The organism is Allonocardiopsis opalescens (genome assembly GCF_003002095.1).
Taxonomy (GTDB): Bacteria; Actinomycetota; Actinomycetes; order Streptosporangiales; family Streptosporangiaceae; genus Allonocardiopsis; species Allonocardiopsis opalescens.
On record NZ_PVZC01000001.1, the window covers coordinates 1,568,272 to 1,591,580 of the forward strand.

19 protein-coding genes are annotated in these 23,309 nt (G+C 73.7%); 10 read left to right on the forward strand and 9 right to left on the reverse strand.

Annotated features, from left to right (window positions below; translation table 11 throughout):
* Positions 1-14 precede the first annotated feature (14 nt).
* On the reverse strand, positions 15-2,111 hold the full coding sequence (locus CLV72_RS06450; protein ID WP_106240760.1) for a VMAP-C domain-containing protein: 2,097 nt from the start codon (positions 2,109-2,111) through the stop codon (positions 15-17).
* 2 nt (positions 2,112-2,113) lie between these two features.
* Positions 2,114-2,443, reverse strand: coding sequence for a CU044_2847 family protein (locus CLV72_RS06455; RefSeq protein WP_106240764.1), 330 nt, complete (start codon positions 2,441-2,443; stop codon positions 2,114-2,116).
* Between the two features lie 440 nt (positions 2,444-2,883).
* Between CLV72_RS06455 and leuA the strand changes: the two genes are divergently transcribed.
* Positions 2,884-4,584 carry a 2-isopropylmalate synthase gene (gene leuA / locus CLV72_RS06460; RefSeq protein ID WP_106240768.1) on the forward strand — a complete coding sequence of 567 codons (1,701 nt, stop codon included), beginning with the start codon at positions 2,884-2,886 and terminating at the stop codon, positions 4,582-4,584.
* Positions 4,585-4,636: 52 nt separating this feature from the next.
* On the opposite strand, the gene CLV72_RS32735 is transcribed toward leuA, so the two are convergent.
* Both CLV72_RS32735 and CLV72_RS06470 read right to left on the reverse strand, forming a co-directional pair.
* On the reverse strand, positions 4,637-5,410 hold the full coding sequence (locus tag CLV72_RS32735) for a CAP domain-containing protein (RefSeq protein ID WP_245929888.1): 774 nt from the start codon (positions 5,408-5,410) through the stop codon (positions 4,637-4,639).
* A gap of 100 nt (positions 5,411-5,510) precedes the next feature.
* Complete coding sequence (locus CLV72_RS06470; RefSeq protein WP_211302729.1) at positions 5,511-6,173, reverse strand: 3'-5' exonuclease; 663 nt, start codon at positions 6,171-6,173, stop codon at positions 5,511-5,513.
* A 148-nt stretch (positions 6,174-6,321) separates the two neighbouring features.
* On the opposite strand from CLV72_RS06470, the gene recO reads away from it, so the two are divergent.
* The gene (recO, locus tag CLV72_RS06475; protein WP_106240772.1) at positions 6,322-7,053 is read left to right on the forward strand and encodes a DNA repair protein RecO; all 732 of its coding nucleotides are present in this window, start codon (positions 6,322-6,324) and stop codon (positions 7,051-7,053) included.
* Complete coding sequence (locus tag CLV72_RS06480; RefSeq protein WP_106240776.1) at positions 7,050-7,850, forward strand: isoprenyl transferase; 801 nt, start codon at positions 7,050-7,052, stop codon at positions 7,848-7,850. The genes recO and CLV72_RS06480 overlap by 4 nt, the downstream gene beginning before the upstream one ends.
* Before the next feature lie 22 nt (positions 7,851-7,872).
* Here CLV72_RS06480 and CLV72_RS06485 read toward each other — a convergent pair whose 3' ends face one another.
* The 4 genes from CLV72_RS06485 to CLV72_RS06500 are packed head-to-tail and all read right to left on the reverse strand — an operon-like array spanning position 7,873 to position 10,361.
* Entirely contained in the window at positions 7,873-8,256 is a 384-nt protein-coding gene (locus CLV72_RS06485) for a Fur family transcriptional regulator (protein ID WP_106240779.1), read from the reverse strand.
* Positions 8,253-9,143, reverse strand: a complete 891-nt coding sequence (locus CLV72_RS06490; protein WP_106240782.1) for a metal ABC transporter permease — start codon at positions 9,141-9,143, stop codon at positions 8,253-8,255. The genes CLV72_RS06485 and CLV72_RS06490 overlap by 4 nt, the downstream gene beginning before the upstream one ends.
* Positions 9,140-9,940 (reverse strand): metal ABC transporter ATP-binding protein, encoded by an 801-nt coding sequence (locus CLV72_RS06495; protein WP_106240784.1) that lies wholly within the window; start codon positions 9,938-9,940, stop codon positions 9,140-9,142. The genes CLV72_RS06490 and CLV72_RS06495 overlap by 4 nt, the downstream gene beginning before the upstream one ends.
* Before the next feature lie 31 nt (positions 9,941-9,971).
* A complete protein-coding gene (locus tag CLV72_RS06500; protein WP_211302730.1) occupies positions 9,972-10,361 on the reverse strand; it encodes a DUF6703 family protein in 390 nt (129 codons plus the stop codon).
* A 269-nt stretch (positions 10,362-10,630) separates the two neighbouring features.
* Between CLV72_RS06500 and CLV72_RS33585 the strand changes: the two genes are divergently transcribed.
* The 3 genes from CLV72_RS33585 (at position 10,631) to CLV72_RS06515 (ending at position 16,238) form a co-directional block, all read left to right on the forward strand.
* Positions 10,631-14,320: a bifunctional glycosyltransferase/CDP-glycerol:glycerophosphate glycerophosphotransferase gene (locus tag CLV72_RS33585; RefSeq protein ID WP_281262392.1), complete on the forward strand. Its 3,690-nt coding sequence runs from the start codon at positions 10,631-10,633 to the stop codon at positions 14,318-14,320.
* 51 nt (positions 14,321-14,371) lie between these two features.
* Positions 14,372-14,671: an antibiotic biosynthesis monooxygenase family protein gene (locus tag CLV72_RS06510; RefSeq protein ID WP_106240790.1), complete on the forward strand. Its 300-nt coding sequence runs from the start codon at positions 14,372-14,374 to the stop codon at positions 14,669-14,671.
* Positions 14,672-14,870: 199 nt separating this feature from the next.
* A complete protein-coding gene (locus CLV72_RS06515; protein WP_106240793.1) occupies positions 14,871-16,238 on the forward strand; it encodes a glycine--tRNA ligase in 1,368 nt (455 codons plus the stop codon).
* A gap of 55 nt (positions 16,239-16,293) precedes the next feature.
* Here CLV72_RS06515 and trhA read toward each other — a convergent pair whose 3' ends face one another.
* Positions 16,294-17,031, reverse strand: coding sequence for a PAQR family membrane homeostasis protein TrhA (gene trhA, locus CLV72_RS06520; protein WP_106240797.1), 738 nt, complete (start codon positions 17,029-17,031; stop codon positions 16,294-16,296).
* Between the two features lie 566 nt (positions 17,032-17,597).
* Between trhA and ppdK the strand changes: the two genes are divergently transcribed.
* From ppdK to CLV72_RS06540, 4 genes are all read left to right on the forward strand, one after another.
* A complete protein-coding gene (gene ppdK / locus CLV72_RS06525; RefSeq protein WP_106240801.1) occupies positions 17,598-20,285 on the forward strand; it encodes a pyruvate, phosphate dikinase in 2,688 nt (895 codons plus the stop codon).
* A gap of 106 nt (positions 20,286-20,391) precedes the next feature.
* Entirely contained in the window at positions 20,392-21,126 is a 735-nt protein-coding gene (locus tag CLV72_RS06530; protein WP_106240804.1) for an alpha/beta fold hydrolase, read from the forward strand.
* Between the two features lie 113 nt (positions 21,127-21,239).
* Positions 21,240-22,055, forward strand: coding sequence for a YdcF family protein (locus CLV72_RS06535; protein WP_342755652.1), 816 nt, complete (start codon positions 21,240-21,242; stop codon positions 22,053-22,055).
* A 2-nt stretch (positions 22,056-22,057) separates the two neighbouring features.
* Positions 22,058-23,308 carry a deoxyguanosinetriphosphate triphosphohydrolase gene (locus CLV72_RS06540; RefSeq protein WP_106240807.1) on the forward strand — a complete coding sequence of 417 codons (1,251 nt, stop codon included), beginning with the start codon at positions 22,058-22,060 and terminating at the stop codon, positions 23,306-23,308.
* Position 23,309: the final 1 nt, after the last annotated feature.

Sequence of the window (23,309 nt, forward strand, 5' to 3'; positions counted from 1 at the left end):
CCCCGGGGGCGGGGCTAGCCGGTCGGCCGCAGCGGCAGCCGGTCGGCGTCGCACCACAGCAGGGTCAGGTGGTTGCCGGGATGGTCGTCGGCGTCCCACGCCGCTCTGCGCAGGCGGTGCAGGCGTTCGGGCAGCTCGGCGAGATCGCCGCCGTCGAGCAGCGCGTCGATGGCCTCGGCCGCGCCGCGGTCGGGCGCACCGGTGCGCAGCCACAGCACCACCGGCAGCCCGGCGCCGACCGCGATCTCCACCGCCCGCATCGGCCGCTCGGTGCCGGCCACGGCCAGGCAGGCGAGCGAGCGCTCGCCGGTGACGTGGGCCTCCAGCCAGAGCAGGTCGGCATCCTCGCCCCGCCCCGACGGCAGCCGCGCCACGGTGAGGTGGTCGGGCCGCGCGGACCGCTCGCGGAACCACCGCCACTTGCCGGGCAGGAAGGTCTCGCGGACCATGCCCACCGACAGCCGGTCCTGGGCGCGCACCACGACGTGGAAGGAGCGGCCGAGCGGCATCCGGAAGGGGTGCTCCTGGAGGGGCCAGTGCTCCACCGGCTCCTCCAGCAGGTCGTCGGGCAGGAAGAACTCCATCACCGGGTAGGTGCCGCGCGGCATCCGGGCGACGGCGTCCTCGCTGTAGTGGTGCCGGAAGAGCCTCTTGACCTCGTCCAGGGGGGACGGCCGCTCGGCGGTGAACACCGGCACGGGCGGCTCGGCGGCGCGCTGCACCGAGATCTGGCTGAAGTAGCCGCCGGTGTCGCCGCCGCCGCGGCGCAGCCGCGCGACGCAGTACCAGGGCGCGTCGTCGGGCGCCGCCGGCGGCAGCAGCACGGGCTCGCGCGGGCCGGCCTCGGCCAGCCAGTCGGCCAGCCGGTCGGCGACCGGCCCGGGGCTGCGGATCCGGCGCAGCTCGCCGGTGAGCAGCCGGGCGAAGGCGAACAGGGGGCGGCCGGCCTCGGCGCTGCGGTTGGCGTCCTCCAGTTCGCGCGCCAGGGTGATGAGGTCGTCGGTGCGGGTGTGCGGCGGGTCGCTGAACTCGCCCCTGGCCCGGGTGTAGAGCTCGCGGAAGTCGATCTCGTCGCGGTGGGCCTGGGCCGCGGCCAGTGTGTCGTACAGCTCCGCCCGCCGGCGGACGGTGAGGACCGGCTCCAGCGCCTGCGCGGCGATCCAGCCGGCCAGCGCCGCCTCGGCGGAGCCCGGCGGCCCCGGGCGCTCGGGCTCCAGCGGCGCGCCGGTGATCAGCCGGTGCAGTTCGACCAGGCCGCCGGGCCGCCGCAGCGCGCCCGACAGCAGCGCGCGGATGTCGCGGTCGGCCTCGGCGAAGCGGGGCAGCGCCGCCATCCGGGGGTAGGCGCGCTCCAGGTTGCCGACGAGGAGGTCGCGGTCGGCGGCCTTGCGCATCCGCGGGAAGCCGTCGAAGATCCGGATCAGCTCCCGCCAGGCGTCCAGCGGCACGCCGTGCGGCGGCAGCAGGTCGCCCAGCCGCGGCAGGTAGCGCTCGGCCGTCTCCATCGGGATCATCCACGAACTGCTGTCGGGGACGCCCGGCTCGCCGCCGACGATGAAGCCGATCACCGGGGAGGCGCTGCCGACCACGGCCATCAGCCCGGAGCCGCTGGTGCCGCCGCCCAGCGGGCGGGGGCCGGTGGCGCGCAGCTGCACCAGTTCGGCGCGGGGCCCGCCGGTGCCCAGGGCCCGCAGCGACTCCCACTCGTGGAAGCGCCGGCTCCCGGTGTCGACGGGGCCGAAGACCCGCAGCTCGGAGATGGCGAAACCGAGGTCGTACCAGCGGGCCAGCGAGGCGTAGTGGGTGTCACGGGGGCGGTCGCGGGCGAGCCGGAGCAGTGCGACGTCGGCGCCGCTGACGCGGTCGGCGGCGGGCACCCAGCACTGCGGCAGCACCTCGGCGGGGACCGGGCGCTCCGTCTGCGAGGTCGGGAACCAGACGGAGACCTCGCCGGCGGCCTCCCGGGCGTCTCGGGGGATGCCCAGGGCGTCGGCGACGACGTGGGCGCAGGTGAGGATGTGGCGGTCGTCGATGAGGACACCCCCTCCCCGCGAGAATCCGTCGCGATCGCGAATGTCCGCGCGCCACAGCGCGCCGGGGGAGCGCTCCACCGCTATGAGTCCTGCGCCTTCTTCCAGACGGCTCGGACGCGCATGCTGGCCTCGCCGGTCATCTTGGTGATCACGGCGCCGTACTCGCCGCTGAGCCGGACGGCGAATTCGATTTCGACCTCTTCCGGCGCGTCTCCGAGCGCGCGCAGGCGGGTCATGGCCGCGTCAATTGTGGCTCCGACCTGGTCCAGAACCGCGGGGAGCGAATGGGCCGCCGGGCGGGCGCCCTCGGCTCCGCGGCGGGAGAGGTGGGTGGGGCCGTCCGCGAGGTCGTCGGCGTCGACATAGACCGCCATACCGGGGCTCAGCTCGAATCGGACGACCTCAGGCACCCTGCCTCCCCGATTGTCCGAACCGTTTCGATGGTGAGCCGATTGTGCCATGTTATTTCCGCGGCGTCTCCGCGGCCGGTTTCCGGTCCGCATCCGGCCCGCCTTTTCAAGATCCTTTATTGATTGCGCCGGAAAAGGGGCGGGCGGCGCGCCGGAACGGACGTGCCGCCGGACATCCCGTCCGTTTCGCGCCCCCCTCTGGCCGGTGCCGGACAGCGGGCGGCCGCGCCGGGGCGAGGTGTCGGTCCCGCCCCGGTGGCCGCGCTCCGCCCGGCCGTTTGGTAGTCTCGTCTCGTCATGCTGCGCGAGCTGCTCCTCCTTAGCGGCCGCGGCGGGGGCCGATAGGCCGGCTCCCTCGCCGCGGGGTTGCCGTGTGCGCGTCGGCCATGACCTGCTCGCCCGACCGGTCCCGAGTGCCGGTCCGGACATCTGGAGCCTCCGTGATTCCGCAGCAACAGCCCAGTGGCATGCCCGTGCATAGGTACGCCCCGTTCCGCCCGGTCGACCTCCCCGACCGCACCTGGCCCGCCAAGACGATCACCGCGGCGCCGCGCTGGCTCTCCACCGACCTGCGCGACGGCAACCAGGCGCTGATCGACCCGATGACCCCCGAGCGCAAGCGGGCAATGTTCGACCTGCTGGTACGGATGGGCTACAAGGAGATCGAGGTCGGCTTCCCGGCCGCCAGCCAGACCGACTTCGACTTCGTCCGCCAGCTGGTCGAGGGCGACCACATCCCCGACGACGTCCAGATCTCGGTGCTGACCCAGGCCCGCGAGGACCTCATCGAGCGCACCGTGCAGAGCCTGGTCGGCGCCAGGCGCGCCACCGTGCACCTGTACAACGCCACCGCGCCGGTGTTCCGGCGGGTGGTGTTCAAGGTCGACCGCGAGCAGTGCCGCGGGATCGCCGTCGACGGCACCCGCCACGTCATGCGCTTCGCGGAGAAGTACCTGGCCGGCACCGAGGTCTTCGGCTACGAGTACTCCCCGGAGATCTTCATCGACACCGAGATGGACTTCGCCCTGGAGGTCTGTGAGTCCGTCATGGACGTCTGGCGGCCGGGACCCGACCGGGAGATCATCCTGAACCTGCCGGCCACCGTCGAGCGGGCCACTCCCAACGTCTACGCCGACCAGATCGAGTGGATGCACCGCCACCTGTCGCACCGGGAGCACGTGGCGCTGTCGGTGCACCCCCACAACGACCGCGGCACCGGGGTGGCCGCCGCCGAGTTGGCGGTGATGGCGGGCGCCGACCGGATCGAGGGCTGCCTGTTCGGCCACGGCGAGCGCACCGGCAACGTCTGCCTGGTCACCCTCGGCCTGAACCTGTTTAGCCAGGGCGTCGACCCGCGGATCGACTTCTCCGACATCGACGAGATCCGCCGGGTGGTGGAGTACTGCACCCAGCTGCCGGTGCACCCCCGCCACCCCTACGGCGGCGACCTCGTCTACACCGCCTTCTCCGGCTCCCACCAGGACGCCATCAAGAAGGGCCTGGAGGCCCACGACGCCGACGCCGCGGCGGCGGGCGTGCCGGCGGCCGATCATCGCTGGCAGGTGCCGTACCTGCCCATCGACCCCAAGGACGTCGGCCGCAGCTACGAGGCCGTCATCCGGGTGAACAGCCAGTCCGGCAAGGGCGGCATCTCCTACATCCTGAAGACCGAGCACTCCCTCGACCTCCCGCGGCGGCTGCAGATCGAGTTCTCCCGGGTCGTGCAGGCGCACAGCGACGCCGAGGGGGGCGAGGTGGAGGCCGGCCGCATCTGGGAGATCTTCTCCGGCACCTACCTGGCCGGCGGCCGCCTTTCGGCCGCCGACTACACCGTCTCGCAGGGCGAGGACAAGACCGAGGTCGACGCCACGGTGGAGTTCGACGGCTCGGCCAGCCGCATCGTCGGCCACGGCAACGGCCCGGTGGCGGCCTTCGTGGCCGCGCTGAGCGGCATCGGCGTCGAGGCGCGGGTGCTCGACTACCACCAGCACGCCCTCAGCGCCGGCGAGGACGCCCTGGCCGCCGCCTATGTGGAGTGCGAGGTGGGCGGGACGGTGTACTGGGGCGTCGGCATCGACCCCAACACGATGACCGCCTCGATGCGCGCCGTGTGCAGCGCGGTGAACCGCGCCATCGGCTGAGCCGCCGCACCGCGCCGGGCGGGGTCCGCCCGGCGCGGCCGCGGCACCGCCCTCAGGCCATGCCGAACAACTGGGTCCAGTAGATGCCCCGGCCGCTGTCGACGGCGCCGACGCCGATGTCGGTGGAGGAGCAGTTCAGGATGTTGTCGCGGTGGCCGGGGCTGTCCATCCACGCCTGGACCACCGAGGCGGCGTCGGGCTGGCCCATCGCGATGTTCTCGCCCGACCAGCGGGGGTAGCCCTGGGCCGCGGCGCGCTCGCCGGGGCCGTCGCCCTCGGGGCTCTCGTGGCTGAAGTAGTCGCGCTCGGCCATGTCGCCGCTGTGGCCCTCGGCGGCGGCGTGCAGGCGCTCGTCGACGCTCAGCGCCGGGCAGCCCGCGGCGGTGCGCTCGCGGTTGGTGAGCGCCACCACCTCGTCCTCGATGGGGCTCTGGCCCGTCTGCGGGGGCTCGGTCCCGGCGCCGCCGCCACCGGGCTCGGGCGCGGGCTCGGCGGTGTCGCCGCCGCCGTCGGCGTCCTCCTCATCGTCGTCGGCCGGCGCCTGGGGTGAGGCGACCGCGGACGCCGACGCCTCGGGGATGGCGGCGCCGTGCGCGGGGCCGGACGCCGCGGCCGACGGCTCGGGCTCGGGGGCCGCCTCGGGGGACGGGGAGGCGTCCGCCGGCGAGGTGCCGGCGATCTCGGGGAACAGCGCGTAGGCGGCGCCGTCGCCGGCCGGGGCGGCGGCCGGCGAGGAGGGGGCCTCGCAGCCGCTCAGCGCCAGGGCAGCGGCGGCCAGGGCCGCCGCGCGGCGGCCGCGCGGTCGTTTCGTGGGGCTTGGATCCACCGGTGACTCCCGCTCCGCTCGGGTCTGTCCGCTTCGGTGGGATGATAGTGCGATAAGGGAGCAATTGTGAGCTTGTTGGGACGGAAGTGGGGATAACCGATCATCCGATCGGGGTAGGGCCGATCGATCCCTCCGGCCCGGCACCCGGCGGGAGCCCGGCCCGCCGGTCCGGGTCCGGGCGGCCGACCCCCCAGGTCATCAGGTTGATGAACAGCTCGGCCTGCTCGATGGCGTCGTCGAGGGCGTGGTGGGTGTGCGGTCGCGACGACAGCAGCTCGGCCGGCATCGCCCGCTTCACGGCGCCGGTCACCGGCACCCCCGCGCGGGCCGCGTAGAGGGTTTTGAGGTCCAGGCAGCGGGAGTGCCCGAAGGGCGAGCCGCCCGCGGCGAAGCGGGTGAAGTACCAGTAGCACCACATCCAGTCGAAGCCCAGCGGGTACGCCACGAACACCGGGCTCATCCGCCCGGCCGCGCCGCGCACCCAGCGGGCCGCCTCGGTCATGGCCTCCGCCGGCTCCCGCCCCTGCCGGGCCAGCAGTTCGCGGTCCAGCCCGCTCACGGCCAGCGCCTCGGCGTCGAAGTCCGGGGAGATCGGCTTGAGCTCGGCGTAGAAGGTGCGCTCGGCGGGGTCGGCGGGCGTGAAGACCAGCCCGTCGAAGCTGCCCGCGACGGCCAGTCCGAGGCTGAGCATGGAGTAGGGGCCGGGTACCGGCCCGTCGGCCTCGATGTCGGCGGAGAAGTAGATGTCGGTCCGCTGGCGCATGCCGCGACGATAGCCCGGTACGCCCGCTTCGCGTGGAGTGTTCCCCCAGCGGTGACGGCGCCGTGCCCGAGTCGAGACAGCCGGGCCGGGCGGCGCCCGTCCCGGCGGCTCGGGAGCGGGCGTCGGCGCGCGGTGCGAGAATGGGCGGGTGAGTCTCTACCGCGACGAGGGCGTCGTCCTGCGCACCCAGAAGCTGGGAGAGGCCGACCGGATCATCACCCTGCTCACCCGGCGCACCGGCCTGGTCCGCGCCGTCGGCAAGGGGGTGCGCCGTACCAAGTCGCGCTTCGGCGCTCGGCTGGAGCCCTTCACCCACGTCGACCTCCAGCTGCACGCCGGGCGCTCGCTCGACGTGGTCACCCAGGCCGACACCCTGCGCGCCTACGGTGAGCCGCTGGCCACCGACTATCCGCGCTTCACCGCCGGCACGGCCATGCTGGAGACGGCCGAGCGCCTGGTCGCGGTCGAGAAGGAGCCGGCGCTGCGGCAGTTCCTGCTGCTGATCGGCGGGCTGCGCACCCTGGGGGAGCGCGACCACGACGCCAGGCTGGTCCTGGACGCCTTCTTCCTGCGCTCGCTCTCGGTGGCCGGGTACCCGCCCGCCCTGGACGCCTGCGCCGGCTGCGGCCGGCCCGAGCAGCGGCGCTGGTTCTCGGTGCAGTCCGGCGGACTGATGTGCGCGCAGTGCCGGCCGCCCGGAGCGGCCTCCCCGGCCGCGGAGACCGTTACGCTGATGATCGCGCTGCTCCGAGGCGACTGGGAGGTCGCCGACGCCAGCGAGCACCGCCACCGCTCGGAGTGCAGCGGCCTCGTCGCCGCGTACCTCCAGTGGCACCTTGAGCACAGCATCCGTTCCCTGCGCCTCGTGGAGCGAACATGACCGCCCCCGCCCGCCCACCCGCTCCGCACCCCAGCGGCGCGCGGCCGCCCGAGCTGCCGCCCGACCTGGTGCCCCGGCACGTCGCCATCGTGATGGACGGCAACGGGCGGTGGGCCAAGCAGCGCGGGCTGCCCCGCACCGAGGGGCACCGCGCCGGGGAGTCCTCGCTGTACGACGTGATCGAGGGCGCCATCGAGATGGGCATCCCGAACCTCTCGGCGTACGCCTTCTCCACCGAGAACTGGCGGCGCTCGCCCGAGGAGGTCCGCTTCCTGATGGGCTTCAACCGCGAGGTGATCCGCCGCCGCCGCGACGACCTGAACGCCATGGGCGTGCGGGTGCGCTGGTCGGGGCGGCCGGGCCGGCTGTGGAAGAGCGTCATCGCGGAGCTGACCGAGGCCGAGCAGATGACCCGCCGCAACTCCGTGCTCACCCTGCAGTTCTGCGTGAACTACGGCGGGCACGCCGAGATCGCCGACGCCGCCGCGGCGCTGGCCCGCGACGTGGCGGCCGGGAAGGTGAGCCCGAACAAGGTCTCCGAGAAGACCCTGGCCCGCTACCTCTACCAGCCCGACATGCCGCCGGTCGACCTCTTCCTGCGCTCCTCGGGCGAGCAGCGCTTCTCCAACTTCCTGCTCTGGCAGTCCGCCTACGCCGAGTTCGTCTTCCTGGACACCCTCTGGCCCGACTTCGACCGCCGCCACCTCTGGCACGCCTGCGAGATCTACGCCAGCCGCGACCGCCGCTACGGCGGCGCGGTGCCGAACCCGGTGGAGCCCGCCCCCAGCACGGGCTGAGGAGCGGGCGCCGCGCGGCGGATCAGCGGTCGGCCCCGGCGCACTCCCGGCAGGTGCCGAAGATTTCGATGGTGTGGGTGACATCGGTGAAGTCATGGCGGGCGCCGAGCGCCGCGGCCCACTTCTCCACCGCAGGGCCCGCCACCTCCACCGTGCGGCCGCAGCGGCGGCAGACGAGGTGGTGGTGGTGGTCGCCGGTGGCGCAGGCGCGGTAGACGGCCTCGCCGTCGTCGGTGCGCAGCACGTCGATCTCGCCGGCCTCGCACAGCGACTGGAGAGCGCGGTACACGGTGGTGAGGCCGATCTTGGCGCCGTCGGCGCGCAGGTCGGCGTAGAGGTCCTGGGCGCTGCGGAAGCCATCGCTGTGGCTCAGCACCTGCCGTACGGCATCGCGGCGGTTGGTCATCGGGTCACACTCTCCCGTGGGGTGGCGGAAGGCGGCGGCGCGGCGGCCGGACGGGGCGCGGCGAGGCGGCGGGCCCTGAGCCCGCGCAGTGCCCATCCCACCGCGACGGCCACGATAAACCCGCTCAGCGCCATCAGCACGATGGCGGCGCCCGGCGCGACGTCGACGTAGAAGGCGGTGCTCAGGCCGGCCAGCGCGGACAGCGCGCCGATGGCCATCGCGAGCACGAGGGTGACGCGGAAGCTGCGGGTGAGCTGCTGGGCGGTGACGACCGGCACCACCATGAGCGCGCTGACCAGTAGCAGGCCGACCACCCGCATCGCGATCACCACGGTGAGCGCCGCGGTGACCGCGATCAGCAGGCTCAGGAAGCGCACCGGCAGGCCGTGGGCGCGGGCGACCTCCTCGTCCTGGCAGAGCACGAACAGCTGCCTGCCGAACAGCAGCATCACCCCGACCACCAGCACCGCCAGGGCGGCGACCAGGTAGACGTCGGTCTGGTCGACGCTGGTGACGGAGCCGAACAGGTAGGCGGTGAGGGTGGAGCCGCTCTGCCCGGGCGCCAGGCCGATCAGCAGCACGCCGCCCGCGATGCCGCCGTAGAACAGCAGGGCGAGCGCGACGTCGCCGCCGGTGCGGGCGCGGACCCGGATCAGCTCCATCGCCACCGCGCCGAGCACGGCCACGATGATCGCGGTGAGCACCGGCGCGGTGCCGGTCAGGAAGCCGATGGCCACCCCGGTGAGCGCCACGTGGCCGATGCCGTCGCCGAGCAGCGCCAGGCGCCGCTGCACCATGAAGGTGCCGACGGCCGGCGCGGCCAGGCCGATCAGGACGGCCGCCGGGATGGCCCGCTGCATGAAGTCGAAGCCCAGCATCTCGATCATCGGAGCCCGTCCTCCTCGCCGCCGCCGGGCACCGGGGCCAGCGGCAGGCCGGTGCGGGCCGGGGGGCCGGCGTGCGGGTGGACGTGGTCGTGGCCGGGCCGCGCGCAGTCGCCGACCGGCTCCGGGGCGCGGCCGTCGTGCGCGATCCGGCCCTCGGCCAGCACGATGGAGCGCCGGATCACCGGGGCGAGCGGACCGAGTTCGTGCAGCACCACCACGACGGTGCTGCCCCGGGAGGCGAGTTCGGAGACGGTCCCGGCCAGCGCGGCCTGGCTGGCGGCGTCGACCCCGGCCATGGGCTCGTCCATCACGAAGGTGTCGGGCTCGGCGGCCAGCGCCCGCGCGATCAGCACGCGCTGCTGCTGGCCGCCGGAGAGTTCGTGCACCGCGTCGGCGGCGCGGTCGGCCAGGCCGACCCGGTCCAGAGCGCGGTGCACGGCGGCGCGCTCGGCGCGCGAGGAGAACCAGCCGTACTTGGCCACCGACACCCGCCCGGCCGCGACGACCTCGCGCACGGTGGCGGGCACGCCGCCGCCGACGTTCAGCCGCTGCGGGACGTACCCGATCCGGGACCAGTCGCGGAAGGCGCGCAGGGGGCGGCCGTGCACCTCGACGCGGCCGCTCGCGAGCGGCACCAGGCCGAGCAGCGCCTTGACCAGAGTGGACTTGCCGGAGCCGTTGGCGCCGAGCACGGCCAGCACCTCGCCGGACGCCACCTCCAGATCGATGCCGTGCAGCACCGGCTGCCGGTCGTACTCGACCCGGCAGCCGACCGTACGGAAGGCCACGTCACTCATCGGACAATTATTATGAAAATGAAAACGGTTGTCAAAACCGGATGCCGGCCTGGAGCAGCGCCCCGACCAGCACCAGCGCCACCAGGCCGAGGCGCACCAGCCGCTTGCCCATCGTGAGCCGCGGCCACGACAGGTAGCACAGCCAGGCGATGAACGCGGCCAGCACCACCAGCGCGAGGGCCCCGAGCGGCCCGGCCACCAGCATGCCGACCAGCAGCACCGCGGTCAGCGCCACCGGCAGCAGCCAGCGCGGCGCCTGGTGCAGGTAGACCAGCGGGGCCGCGCTGCGCCGCTCGATCGCCCGGCGCAGCGGCGAGGAGGCGGGCGTGTAGAAGGAGTCGCCCTCCGGCAGCGGCCGCCGCGGTCCGCCCTGCCCCGGACGGCCGGGCGCCCGGCCGCGCCGCTTGCGCTTGGGTGACATCGGCAGCACACTCCTCGTCTCTCCGCGTTCCCGCGCGGCGGCCCGCACCGGCCGCTTCCGCTTCCTTACTTTCTAGCGGCTCGCGCGAGCGCCCCGGTCCCGCGCGCACCGCGCCCGGGCCGGCCCGCGGAGCCGCCGGATCGCCGCGGCGGACGCGGGGGACGCCGCTAGGATGACGCTTCGTCCGGATGTGGACGTCCACCCGACCCCTGGCGTTCACCCGCCCGTTCCCGTCCCGCCCGCTCGCGGCGGTCCCTGTGGAGGTCTCCTTGGTTCTCGCGCTCAGCGTCGTCGTCCCCGTCTCCGACCGGGAGCACGCCCGCGGAGAGGAGCACCTCAGGGCCGGTCTGGAGGCACTGGAGCGCCAGACCGTGCCCGATCTGGAGATCCTGCTGGTCAGATACGGCGCGGCCCGCTCCGTCGGCGCGCTGCTGGACCGCTGGGCCGCGCCGGGCTCGCGCTTCCGGGTGGTCGAGGCGCCCGGCGCCACCGCGGCCGAGGCGCGCGCCACCGGGGCCCGCGCCGCGACCGGCGAGTACCTGGCCTTCGCCGAGGCCACCGACCTGGTCCCGCCCTACGCCTACCGCTACGCGCTGGACAGCCTGGCGGCCAGCGGCTCCGACTTCGCCACCGGCAACGTCCACCGCGTCAACGAGCTGGGCACCCGCGCCTCGGCGGCGCACCGGGCCGCGTTCACCACCACGCGGCGCGGGGTCCGCATCCTGGACCGGCCAGAACTCGTCGCCGACCGGCTGCTGGGCAACAAGGTCTTCCGCCGCGCCTTCTTCGACTCCCTGCTCGCGCGGGGTGCCGGGCTCACCGCCCCGGCCCCGAGCACCGGCACGGCGGTGGGCGAGCACGAGGACCTGCGGGTCGCGCTGCCCGCCCACTTCCTCGCCGACGCCGTCGACGTGCTGCCCGCCCCCGTCTACCTGCGCCGCGACCTCGGGGACCAGGCGGAGGCGGCCGATACGGCCGACGGCTCCGACACCGCCGACGGGGACGAGGGCGACGAGGCCGTCGCCGCGGCCGAGGACACCGCCGTGCCCGCCGACCCGGTGGCCGACCGGGTCGCCGCCGTCGCCGGGCTCAGCGCCTTCCTGGCCGAGCACGCCTCCGACCGCGCCAAGCGCCTGTGGGACGCCACCGCCCTCGGCGGCGACCTGCGCCGGCTCCTGCTCGGCCTGGACGAGGCCGACGACGCCGTCCGCGACGCCTTCTACGACCGCGCCGGCAAGTACCTGGCCACCGTCCCCGCCGAGGTGCTCACCGGCCTGCGCGCCATCGACCGGCTCAACTGGCACCTGGTCCGCCGCCGCCTCACCCCGCGGCTGCTGGAGGTGCTGACCTTCCAGAAGAGCGTCGAGCTGCGCAAGGCCCGCGCGGTCCGCCACGGCCTGGGCTTCTACGTCGCCTACCCGTTCCTGGACGACCCCGCCGCCGGCGTGCCACGCAGCGTCTACCGCCTGGGCGACGAGCTGCGCCCGCGGCTGAAGACCGAGGGCGTCGCCTGGCGCGACGGCGCGCTCGTGGTCACCGGCCGGGTCGGGCTGCGCTTCCTGCCGCCGCGCCGGCGCTGGCAGCAGCTGCTCACCGCCCACCTGGTCGACGCCGAGGGGAGCGCCCGCGTCAAGGTGCCGGTCAGCAGCGTGCGGGCGGCGGAGTACCGGCTGCCCAATGTCGACAACGCCGCCCGGCACGACTGGGGCGGCTTCGAGGTCGTCGTCGACGCCGAGGTGCTGCGCCGCGCCGCCGGCCGGGCCGGGGCCTGGCGGCTCGAACTGTCCCTGTTCAACCGCGGCCTCACCCGCACCGTCCCGGTCGGCTCGCCGGTGCAGGGGCCGGCCCGCCGCCCCGGGCACCGCGAGCTCACCCCCGGCCTGTGGGCGCGCCCCTCCTGGACCGGCGACCGCACCCTGCTGATCCGGCTGGACCGCCGGCCCGCCGCCGTCACCGCCTGCTCCTTCGACGGCGAGGCCGTCGAGCTGGCCGGCGTGCTCGGCGGCGAGGCGCTCGCCGGCCGCGAGCGCGCCGCCCTGCGGCTGTCGTGGCGCTCCGGCGCGCTGGTCCGCGAGTTCCCGCTGCGGCCGGCGGCCGGCGAGGGCGCCTTCGGCGTCCGCGTCCCGGTGCCCGAGCTGCTGGACGGCGTCGAGCTGACCCGCTCCACCGTCGGCGCCGCCGCCCGCTCCGAGCTGTGGACCGCCGAGATCGCCGTCGGCGACCAGGCCCTGCCGCTGGTGCTGGCCGACGGCGTCGACCAGCACCGCTTCGCCGTCGGCGCCGAGGAGATCGCGGTCAAGCGCGAGCACACCGGCCAACTGCTGCTGCAGATCGGCCCGGCCCGCCCGGTCCTCGACGACGCCCGCTGGGACGGCGCCCGACTGCTGCTGTCGGGCCACTACGGCGCCGACGACACCGCCGAGCACCCCGATGCCGCCGGGGCGGCAGGCGCCGACCTGGTGCTGAAGGCGCGCGGCCGCGACGAGGAGCACCTGGTGCCGATGGCGCTGAGCCAGGGCCGCTTCCAGGTGGAGCTGACCCCCACGGCCGTGGCCGCCTTCGGCGCGAGCCTGCCGCTGGGCGCCGGCACCTACCACCTGTTCACCCGCGCCCGCCCGGCCGGGGACGGCGAAGGCGAGGGGCGGCCCGACGTGCGCGCCGAGATCGCCCCCGCGCTGATCGGCCGCCTCCCGCTCGACATGCCGCGCGGCGCCGACCCCGCGCCCGGCGGCCGCACCGTCTCCCTCACCGACACCGGAGCCGACAGCCCGGCGCTGAAGGTCAGCAGCGACCTGCTCCCCGCCGAGCGGGGCGCCTTCGCGCAGCGGCGGCTGCGCGAGGAGCGCTACCCGCTCGCCCGCACCGAGCCGCTGGTCGAGGAGATCTACTTCGACAGCTACAACGGCCGCCAGTTCTCCGACAGCCCGCGCGCCCTGTACGAGGAGCTGCGCCGCCGCGGGATCGGCTACCCCGGCGCCTGGCTGGTCCGCGACGGCCAGGCGGCCGTCCCCGGCGACCTGCGCACCGTCCGCTACACCGGGCGCGAGTACTACGAGGCGCTGGGCCGCTCCCGCTGGGTGGTCACCAACTCCCGCCAGCCCGGCTGGTTCGAGCGCCGCCCGGGGCAGACCGTCGTGCAGACCTGGCACGGCTCCATGCTCAAGCGGATCGGCTTCGACATCGAGCGGGTGCGCGGCAAGTCCCGCGACTACCACGACAAGCTGGCCTGGGAGGTCGCCCAGTGGGACTACCTCGTCTCGCCCAGCCCGTGGGCCACCCCGATCCTGCGCCAGGCCTTCCGCTTCGACGGTGAGATCCTGGAGACCGGCTATCCGCGCAACGACGTCTTCCACCGGCCCGAGCGCCACGCCATGGCCGAGCGGGTGCGGAGCGTGCTGGGCCTCCCCGAGGGCAGGAAGGTGCTGCTGTACGCGCCCACCTGGCGCGACGACAAGTACTACTCGCGCGGCAAGCACAAGCTCGACCTGCACCTTGACCTGCGGCGCATGTACGAGCTGCTGGGGGAGGACCACGTCCTGCTGGTGCGCCGCCACCCCCGGGTGGTCGACCGGGTGCCGATCGTGGGCCGCGACTTCGTCTTCGACGTGTCGCTGTACCCGGAGATCCAGGAGCTCTTCCTGGTCACCGACGTGCTGATCACCGACTACTCGTCGATGATGTTCGACTTCGCCAACACCGGCCGCCCGATGCTGTTCTTCACCTACGACATCGACGCCTACCGCGACGACCTGCGCGGCTTCTACTTCGACTTCCCGGCCACCGCCCCCGGCCCGCTGCTGCTGACCTCCGACGAGGTGATCGGCGCGGTCCGCGACATCGACGCCGTGCACGCCGCCCACGCCGAGCGCTACGACGCCTTCGTGCGCCGCTTCTGCCCGCTGGACGACGGGAACGCCGCCGCGCGGCTGGCCGACCGCCTCTTCGCCGGCCTCACCTGAGCGCGCACCGCCGGGCGCGTGCGCGCGGCGGCGCCGTGGGACGATGGGCGGGTGATCGTCGTCATCCGCTTCCGCGTCGCCGAGCCGGCGGCCGCGGACTTCCGCGAGCGCGCCGCGGCCGCGTTGGCCGCGCTCGCCGCCCGCCCCGGCTACACCGGCGGCCGGCTCGGCCGCAACGCCGACGACCCCGGGCTGTGGGCGCTGGTCACCGAGTGGGAGGGGCCCGGCTTCTACCGCCGCGCCCTGTCGGACTACACGGTGAAGGTCTCGGCGGTGCCGCTGCTATCGGAGGCGCTGGACGAGCCCTCCGCCTACGAGGTGCTGGACGTCGTCCCCGCTCCGGCCCGCTGAGCCGCCGCGCAGGTAATCCGGCTGTGGCCCCTGTGGGCCTCCCCTAAGCTGGACTCACGTCAACTCGCACGCGGCGCGCCCGCGGGCGAGCCCTTCGAGAGCATCGCGGCCCGGCCGACCCCGTATCCCGGATCCCAGCGAGCTCCACCGACCGCCAGCCGGATGGAGAGTATCTTCCATGCCCCGTACTCCCGACATCATGGACACCCTGGTCAGCCTCAGCAAGCGCCGCGGCCTGGTCTACCCCTCCAGCGAGATCTACGGCGGCCTGCGCGCGTCGTGGGACTACGGTCCGCTCGGCGTCGAGCTGAAGAACAACGTCAAGCGCCAGTGGTGGCGCTCGATGGTGACCGAGCGCGAGGACATCGTCGGCCTGGACTCCAGCGTCATCCTGGCCCGCGAGGTGTGGGTGGCCTCCGGCCACGTCAAGCAGTTCGTCGACCCCCTCACCGAGTGCCAGTCCTGCCACAAGCGCTACCGCGCCGACCACCTCGAAGAGGGCTACGAGGCCAAGCACGGCCGCCCGCCCGCGCAGGGCCTGGCCGACATCACCTGCCCCAACTGCGGCACCAAGGGCGCGTTCACCGAGCCGCGCATGTTCAACGGCCTGCTCAAGACCTTCCTGGGCCCCACCGAGGACGAGTCGGGCCTGGCCTACCTGCGCCCTGAGACCGCGCAGGGCATCTTCATCAACTACCTCAACGTCCAGCAGTCCTCGCGCAAGAAGATCCCGTTCGGCATCGGCCAGATCGGCAAGTCCTTCCGCAACGAGATCACCCCGGGCAACTTCATCTTCCGCACCCGGGAGTTCGAGCAGATGGAGTGCGAGTTCTTCGTGGTGCCCGGCACCGACGAGGAGTGGCACCAGTACTGGATCGACACCCGCCTCCAGTGGTACGTCGACCTCGGCATCGCAAAGGACAACCTGCGGCTGTACGAGCACCCCAAGGAGAAGCTGGCCCACTACGCCAAGCGCACCGTCGACGTGGAGTACCGCTTCAACTTCACCGGCACCGAGTGGGGCGAGCTGGAGGGCGTCGCCAACCGCACCGACTTCGACCTGAAGACCCACGCCGAGGCATCAGGCGCCGACCTCTCCTTCTTCGACCAGGAGAAGAACGAGCGCTACGTCCCGTACGTCATCGAGCCGGCCGCCGGCGTCGACCGCTGCGTGCTCACCTTCATGATCGACGCCTACTCCGAGGACGAGGCGCCCAACGCCAAGGGCAAGATGGAGAAGCGGGTCGTGATGCGGCTCGACCCCCGGCTCGCGCCGGTCAAGGCCGCCGTGCTGCCGCTGTCGCGCAATGCCGACCTCTCGCCCAAGGCGCGCGACCTGGCCGCGCTGCTGCGCCGCCGCTGGAACGTCGAGTTCGACGACGCCGGCGCCATCGGCCGCCGCTACCGGCGCCAGGACGAGATCGGCACCCCGTTCTGCGTCACCGTCGACTTCGACACCCTGCAGGACGACGCCGTCACCATCCGGGAGCGCGACACCATGGCGCAGGAGCGCATCGCGCTGGACCAGGTGGAGCGGTACCTGCTGGACCGGCTGCCCGGCGTGTGAGCCCGGCGGCCCGAACGGACGGCGGCGCCCGGACCCGGTCCGGGCGCCGCCGCGCTCATGCCGCCGCGTAGACCACGAACGACACCGCGACGTACTGCACGACGTAGGCGGCGACGGTGAGCGCGTGGAAGACCTCGTGGAAGCCGAACCAGCGCGGCGCGGGGTCGGGCCACTTCGTGGCGTAGACGACCCCGCCGAGGCTGTACAGCAGGCCGCCGACCAGGATCAGGATCCAGGCCGCCATGCCGCTGCCGCCGACGAGCTGCGGGATGAAGAAGACCGCCACCCAGCCCAGGGCGATGTAGAGGGCGGTCGACAGCCAGCGCGGCGCGTTCAGCCAGAGCACCTTGAAGACCATCCCGGCCAGGGCGGCGCCCCACACCAGCGAGGTCATCCACACCCGCAGCCGGCCTTCGAGCACCAGCAGCACGAACGGCGTGTAGGTGCCGGCGATGATCAGGTAGATGTTGGCGTGGTCCATCCGCCGCAGCACGGCGTGCGTGGCGGCGCCCCAGCGGCCCAGGTGGTAGACGGCCGAGGTGCCGAACAGCAGCACGGAGGCGGCGGCGTAGACGGCGGCCGATATCCGGGGCAGCCCGGCGGGCGCCAGTGCGACCAGGACGATCCCGGCGGCCAGGGCCAGGGGGGCGGCGCCCAGGTGCAGCCAGCCGCGCAGCCGGGGCTTGACCGCGGCGGCGGCGGCCGAGGCGGCGCGCCCGGCGCGCTCCACCGCGTCCTGCCCGGCCGCCAGCACGTCGGAGGCGTCGGGTCGGTGCGCCGAATCGGGGGTCATACCGGAGTCCTTTGCGGCGTGGCGTCGGAGTGGATCATCATCTCCATTAAACCTACGGCATCGTAGGTTACTCGTCGGTACAGGGTGAGTGGGGCGAATGTCACGCCCGCCGCCGGGCAGGTGGCGCGGTGCCGGGGCCGTCCGCGGTGCGGGCGGGCCGGCTCCCCGTCCGGTCTTCGGTTTGGGAAGAAGTGCGGAACTTTCCCGGGGCACGGCTGTGGCGTCGGTCTCTCTTTCGGGTCTCGGCCGGTCCTAAGTTGCGCGCCAGAACAAAAGGCGTGCAGAGGTCTGAACGATCAGAATTGAAGCAGAAAAAGCTCGCGTCAAATATATGGTCTAGTCCACGGACCGCGAGATGAACCCGCTCTGAACTGCGTGTATACCGGAGCACCCATCTAGACCTTTGGTCTAAACCAATCGTACCGTGCTGAGCTGCGCAGATGACGCTACGGTCAGCCGGTAGCACATGTGTTCCTGCTGTGTGGGTAAGGTCCCGGTGTTGGTTGCTTCCGGGTTGGCGCGAGCTGCTGACAGCCGTCCCGAGGCCGTCCGGTAAAGGAGTAGCGGTGCCCAAATACGTGTACGACTTCGCCGAGGGCAACAAGGAACTGAAGGACCTGCTCGGCGGAAAGGGAGCCAATCTTGCCGAGATGTCGAACCTCGGGCTCCCGGTACCCCCCGGCTTCACCATCACCACCGAGGCCTGCCGGCACTACCTGGCGCACGGCGAACTCCCCGACGGCCTCGCCGACGAGATCACCGCGCACCTGGCGGCCCTGGAGCGGCGGATGGGCAAGCGGCTCGGCGAGCCGGACGACCCGCTGCTGGTGAGCGTGCGCTCCGGCGCCAAGCACTCGATGCCCGGCATGATGGAGACCGTCCTCAACGTCGGCCTCAACGACCAGTCCGTCGCCGGCCTGGCCGCCCAGTCCGGCGACGAGCGCTTCGCCTGGGACTCCTACCGCCGCCTGGTCCAGATGTTCGGCAAGACCGTGCTGGACATCGACGGCGGCGCCTTCGAGGACGCCATCGAGGCGGTCAAGAGCGCCAAGGGCAGCACCGACGACCTCGACCTGACCGCGGCCGACCTGAGCGGCCTGGTCGACGCCTTCAAGAAGATCGTCGCCGACCACACCGGCAAGCCCTTCCCGCAGGACCCGCGCGAGCAGCTGTTCCTCGCCGTCCAGGCCGTGTTCACCTCCTGGAACGCGCCGCGCGCCATCCTGTACCGCCGCCAGGAGCGCATCCCCGGCGACCTCGGCACGGCCGTGTCGGTCTGCTCGATGGTCTTCGGCAACCTCGGCATGGACTCCGGCACCGGCGTCGCCTTCACCCGCGACCCCGCCACCGGCCAGCAGGGCGTCTACGGCGACTACCTGCAAAACGCCCAGGGCGAGGACGTCGTCGCCGGCATCCGCAACACCGTGCCGCTGGCCGAGCTGGAGCGCATCGACCCGGCCTCCTACCGCGAGCTGCTGGGCGTCATGGAGACGCTGGAGAACCACTACCGCGACCTGTGCGACATCGAGTTCACCATCGAGCGCGGCAAGCTGTGGATGCTGCAGACCCGCGTCGGCAAGCGCACCGCGGCCGCCGCCTTCCGCATCGCCGACCAGCTGGTCGACCAGGGCCTGATCGACCTGGACGAGGCGGTGCGCAGAGTCACCGGCGACCAGCTGGCCCAGCTGATGTTCCCTCGCTTCGACGAGAAGGCGCGCCGGCACCGCATCGCCCACGGCATGAACGCCTCGCCCGGCGCCGCCGTCGGCAAGGCCGTCTTCGACTCCTACACCGCGATCAAGTGGTCGCGCAGCGGCGAGGACGTCATCCTGGTCCGCCGGGAGACCAACCCCGACGACCTGGACGGCATGATCGCCGCACGCGGCATCCTGACCAGCCGGGGCGGCAAGACCTCGCACGCCGCGGTCGTCGCCCGCGGCATGGGCAAGACCTGCGTGTGCGGCGCCGAGGACCTGCGGGTGGACACCAAGAACCGCCGCTTCACCGCGCCCGACGGCTCGGTCGTGGAGGAGGGCGACGTCATCTCCATCGACGGCACCAACGGCAATGTCTACCTCGGCGAGGTGCCGGTGGTCCCCTCGCCGGTGGTGCGCTACTTCGACGGCGAGATCGACCCGGAGGCGGCCGACGCCGGCGAGCTGGTGCGGGCCGTGCACCGCATCATGGCCCACGCCGACGGCGTCCGGCGGCTGGGGGTGCGCGCGAACGCCGACAGCCCCGACGACTCCTCCCGGGCCCGCAGGATGGGCGCCAAGGGCGTCGGCCTGTGCCGCACCGAGCACATGTTCCTGGGCGACCGCAGGTCCCTGGTCGAGCGGCTGATCCTGGCCGACACCGACAAGGAGCGCGACCAGGCCCTGGCCGCGCTGCTGCCCCTCCAGCGCGAGGACTTCGTCGGCATCTTCGCCGCGATGGACGGCCTGCCGGTGACGGTGCGGCTGCTCGACCCGCCGCTGCACGAGTTCCTGCCCGACATCACCGAGCTGTCGGTACGCGTGGCCGTCGCCGAGTCGCGCGGCGAGAAGTACGAGAACGACCTGCGGCTGCTGCAGGCCGTGCACCGCCTGCACGAGCAGAACCCGATGCTCGGCCTGCGCGGCGTGCGCCTCGGCCTGGTGGTGCCGGGCCTGTTCACCATGCAGGTGCAGGCGATCGCCGAGGCCTGCGCGCAGCGGCTGCGCGAGGGCGGCGACCCCAGGCCCGAGGTGATGATCCCGCTCGTCGGCACCGTGCAGGAGCTGGAGATCGTCCGCGACGACGCGCTCGAGGTGCTGCGCAAGGTCGGCGAGGACTACGGCGTCGAACTGGAGTGCCCGATCGGCACCATGATCGAGCTGCCGCGCGCCGCGCTCACCGCGGGCGAGATCGCCGAGCGGGCCGAGTTCTTCTCCTTCGGCACCAACGACCTCACCCAGACGACCTGGGGCTTCTCCCGCGACGACGTGGAGGCGTCCTTCTTCTCCGCCTACCTGGAGCGCGGCGTGTTCGGCGTCTCGCCCTTCGAGTCGCTGGACGTCGACGGTGTCGGCCGGCTGATCAGGGTCGCGGTCGAGGAGAGCCGGGCGGCCCGCCCCGGCATCAAGCTGGGGATCTGCGGTGAGCACGGCGGCGACCCCGACTCCGTGCACTTCTTCCACGACTGCGGCCTGGACTACGTGTCGTGCTCGCCCTTCCGCGTCCCCGTCGCCCGGCTGGAGGCGGGCCGGGCCGCGCTGAACGGCGCCGGCGGCTGAGCGCGCCCGGCGCCGCGATCATCGCCGCTAGGGTGGCCGCCATGCGCACCGCCGAGATCGACGGCGCCCGCCTCGCCTACGACGAGGCGGCGCCGGCGAACCGATCGTGTTCCTGCACGCGGGCATCGCCGACCGCAGGATGTGGCGCGCGCAGCCGGCCGAGTTCGGCGGGCCGTGCCGGGCGATCGCGGTCGACCTGCGCGGCTTCGGCGACTCCTCCGACGCGGCGGGCCCGTTCAGCCGCACCGGCGACCTGCTCGCGCTGCTCGACGCGCTGGAGATCGACCGCGCCACCCTGGTGGCCTGCTCCTTCAGCGGCGCCGCCGCGATCGAGGTGGCGCCGGACCACCGCGACCGGGTCACCCGGCTCGCCCTCAGCGGCTCGGCGCTGCCCGGGCGCGACTGGTCGGCGCGGCTGGACGCGCTGTTCGCCGCCGAACTCGGCGACGGCGACCCCGAGGACGTCGACACGGTCGCGCCGGCCGAGACCCGGCTGTGGCCGGCCGTCTCCGCCCGGGGCGAGGACGCCGTCGGCCCCGAGGTCTTCGCGCTGACCCGCGAGATGAACCGCGCCGCGCTGGCCAGGGAGGTAGCGCTCGGCGACACCGCCCGCGAGGTCCCGCCCGACCCCTCGCTCGCCTCCCGGCTCGGGGAGCTCGCGGCGCCCGCACTGGTCGCGGTCGGCGAGCACGACCTGCCCGGCATCCGCGACAACGCCCGCGCGCTGGCCGCCGGGATCGGCGGCGCCGAACTGGTGGTGATCCCCGGCGCCGCCCACCTGGCGCCGCTGGAGAACCCCGGCGCCTTCAACTGCGCGCTCGGCGCCCTGAGGGCCCGCTGAGGACCCGCACCGTGCGGCCATGGCCGATACTGGTAAGTGCCCACGCGGCCGGGGACCCCTAGCGTAGACAGGACTTCCCCACACCGTCCCGCTGATCAGTGCTGGCAGGCTCCGTGACCGACAACGACAAGACCCAGGTGTTCCGCCGCGCCGCCGAGCGGGGCGGCACCCGCTCGTTCACGCGCTCGGCACCCGACGACGAGGACCGGCGCGAGACCCGGATGTTCGAGCGCGGCGGCGGTCCGGCCGGCACGCCCGCCGAGGCCGAGGAGCCCGAGGGCCCGGCCAGGGCCCGCAGGCGGCGCCACCCGGTCCGCCGCTTCGTGCTCTGGACGATCGCGCTGCTCCTGCTGGTCGCCCTGCTGATCCCGGGCGGCACCTGGGTCGCGATCTGGTACACCGCGCGGCTGGACGACCGCCCGCCGTCCGACGCGATCATCGTGCTCGGAGCGAGCCAGTTCAACGGCACCCCGTCGCAGATCTTCCAGGCCCGGCTCGAGCACGCGGCCGAGCTGTACGAGAGCGGCGTCGCCGACCAGATCGTCACCGTCGGCGGCTCCCAGCCGGGCGACCTGTTCACCGAGGCCGGTTCGGGACGCGACTGGCTGGTCGAGACGGGCGTGCCCGAGACCAGCATCACCGCCCTGGACGTCGGCAGCGACACATTGCAGAGCATCCAGGCGGTCTCCGAGGTCTTCACCGAACGCGGCTGGAGCACCGCGATCATCGTCACCGACCCCTGGCACAGCCTGCGCTCGCGGGTGATCGCGGGCGACTACGGCATCGACGCCGTCACCTCGCCGACCCGCTCGGGGCCCGCGGTGTGGAGCCGCGAGACCCAGATCAACTACATCACCCGCGAGACCGGGGCGCTGATCTACTACCGGATCTTCGGCACCAGCACCGACGTCGCCATCGACGCCGTCTGACCATGCCCGAGACCCTGCCCGACGGCTACCGTCCCGCCGACCGCGCACGCTGGGTGCCCGAGCCGGCCAAGAGCCGGCGGCGCACCGCCTTCGGGCGCGACCGGGCCAGGGTGCTGCACAGCTCGGCGCTGCGCCGGCTGGCGGCCAAGACCCAGGTGGTGCAGCCCGGCGCCAGCGACTTCCCGCGCACCCGGCTCACCCACACCCTGGAAGTGGCGCAGATCGGCCGCGAACTCGGCCAGGAGCTGGGCAGCGACCCCGACCTGGTCGAGACCGCCTGCCTGGCCCACGACCTCGGCCACCCGCCCTTCGGCCACAACGGCGAGGCGGCGCTGGACGCGATCGCCCGCCCGTGCGGCGGCTTCGAGGGCAACGCGCAGACCCTGCGGCTGCTCACCCGGCTGGAGGGGAAGGTCTTCACCGCCGAGGGCGCCAGCGCCGGGCTGAACCTCACCCGCGCCGCCCTGGACGCCGCGGTGAAGTACCCCTGGCCGCGGCGCGCGGGCGCGCCGGGGGAGCCGTCGGGCAAGTTCGGCCACTACGCCGACGACGCCGAGGTGTTCGCCTGGGTCAGGCAGGGGGCGCCCGGCCGGCGCACCTGCTTCGAGGCCCAGGTGATGGACTGGGCCGACGACGTCGCCTACTCCGTCCACGACCTGGAGGACGGCCTGCAGACCGGGCACATCAAGCTGGGCGCGCTGCGCGACCCCGGCGAGCGCCGCGAGGTGTGCGAGCGGGCCGCGGCCGACTACACCGACGCCGACCCCGCCGAGCTGGCCGAGGTCTTCGAGCGGCTGCTGGCGGAGCCGTTCTGGCCGCGCGAGTACACCGGCGACATCCGTTCGCTGGCGGCGCTGAAGAACCTCACCAGCGAGCTGATCGGCCGCTTCTGCCAGGGGGCCGAGGACGCCACCCGGGCCGCCCACGGCGCCGGGGCGCTGCGCCGCTACGACGCCGAGCTGCGGGTGCCCCGCCGTCGGCTGCTGGAGTGCGCGGTGCTCAAGGCCGTCGCCGCCCACTACGTGATGACCCGGGCGGGCGCCAGGGAGCAGCAGGCGCGCGAGCGGGAGCTGGTCGAGGAGCTGGTGCACCTCATCCGGGTCGGCGCGCCGCGCACCCTGGACGCCGCCTTCGCCCCCGCTTACCTGGCCGCGGCCGACGACGGCGCCGCGCTGCGGGTGGTGGTGGACCAGGTCGCCTCGCTGACCGACACCTCCGCGCTGGCCTGGCACCGCCGCCTGTCGGGCGGCTGAG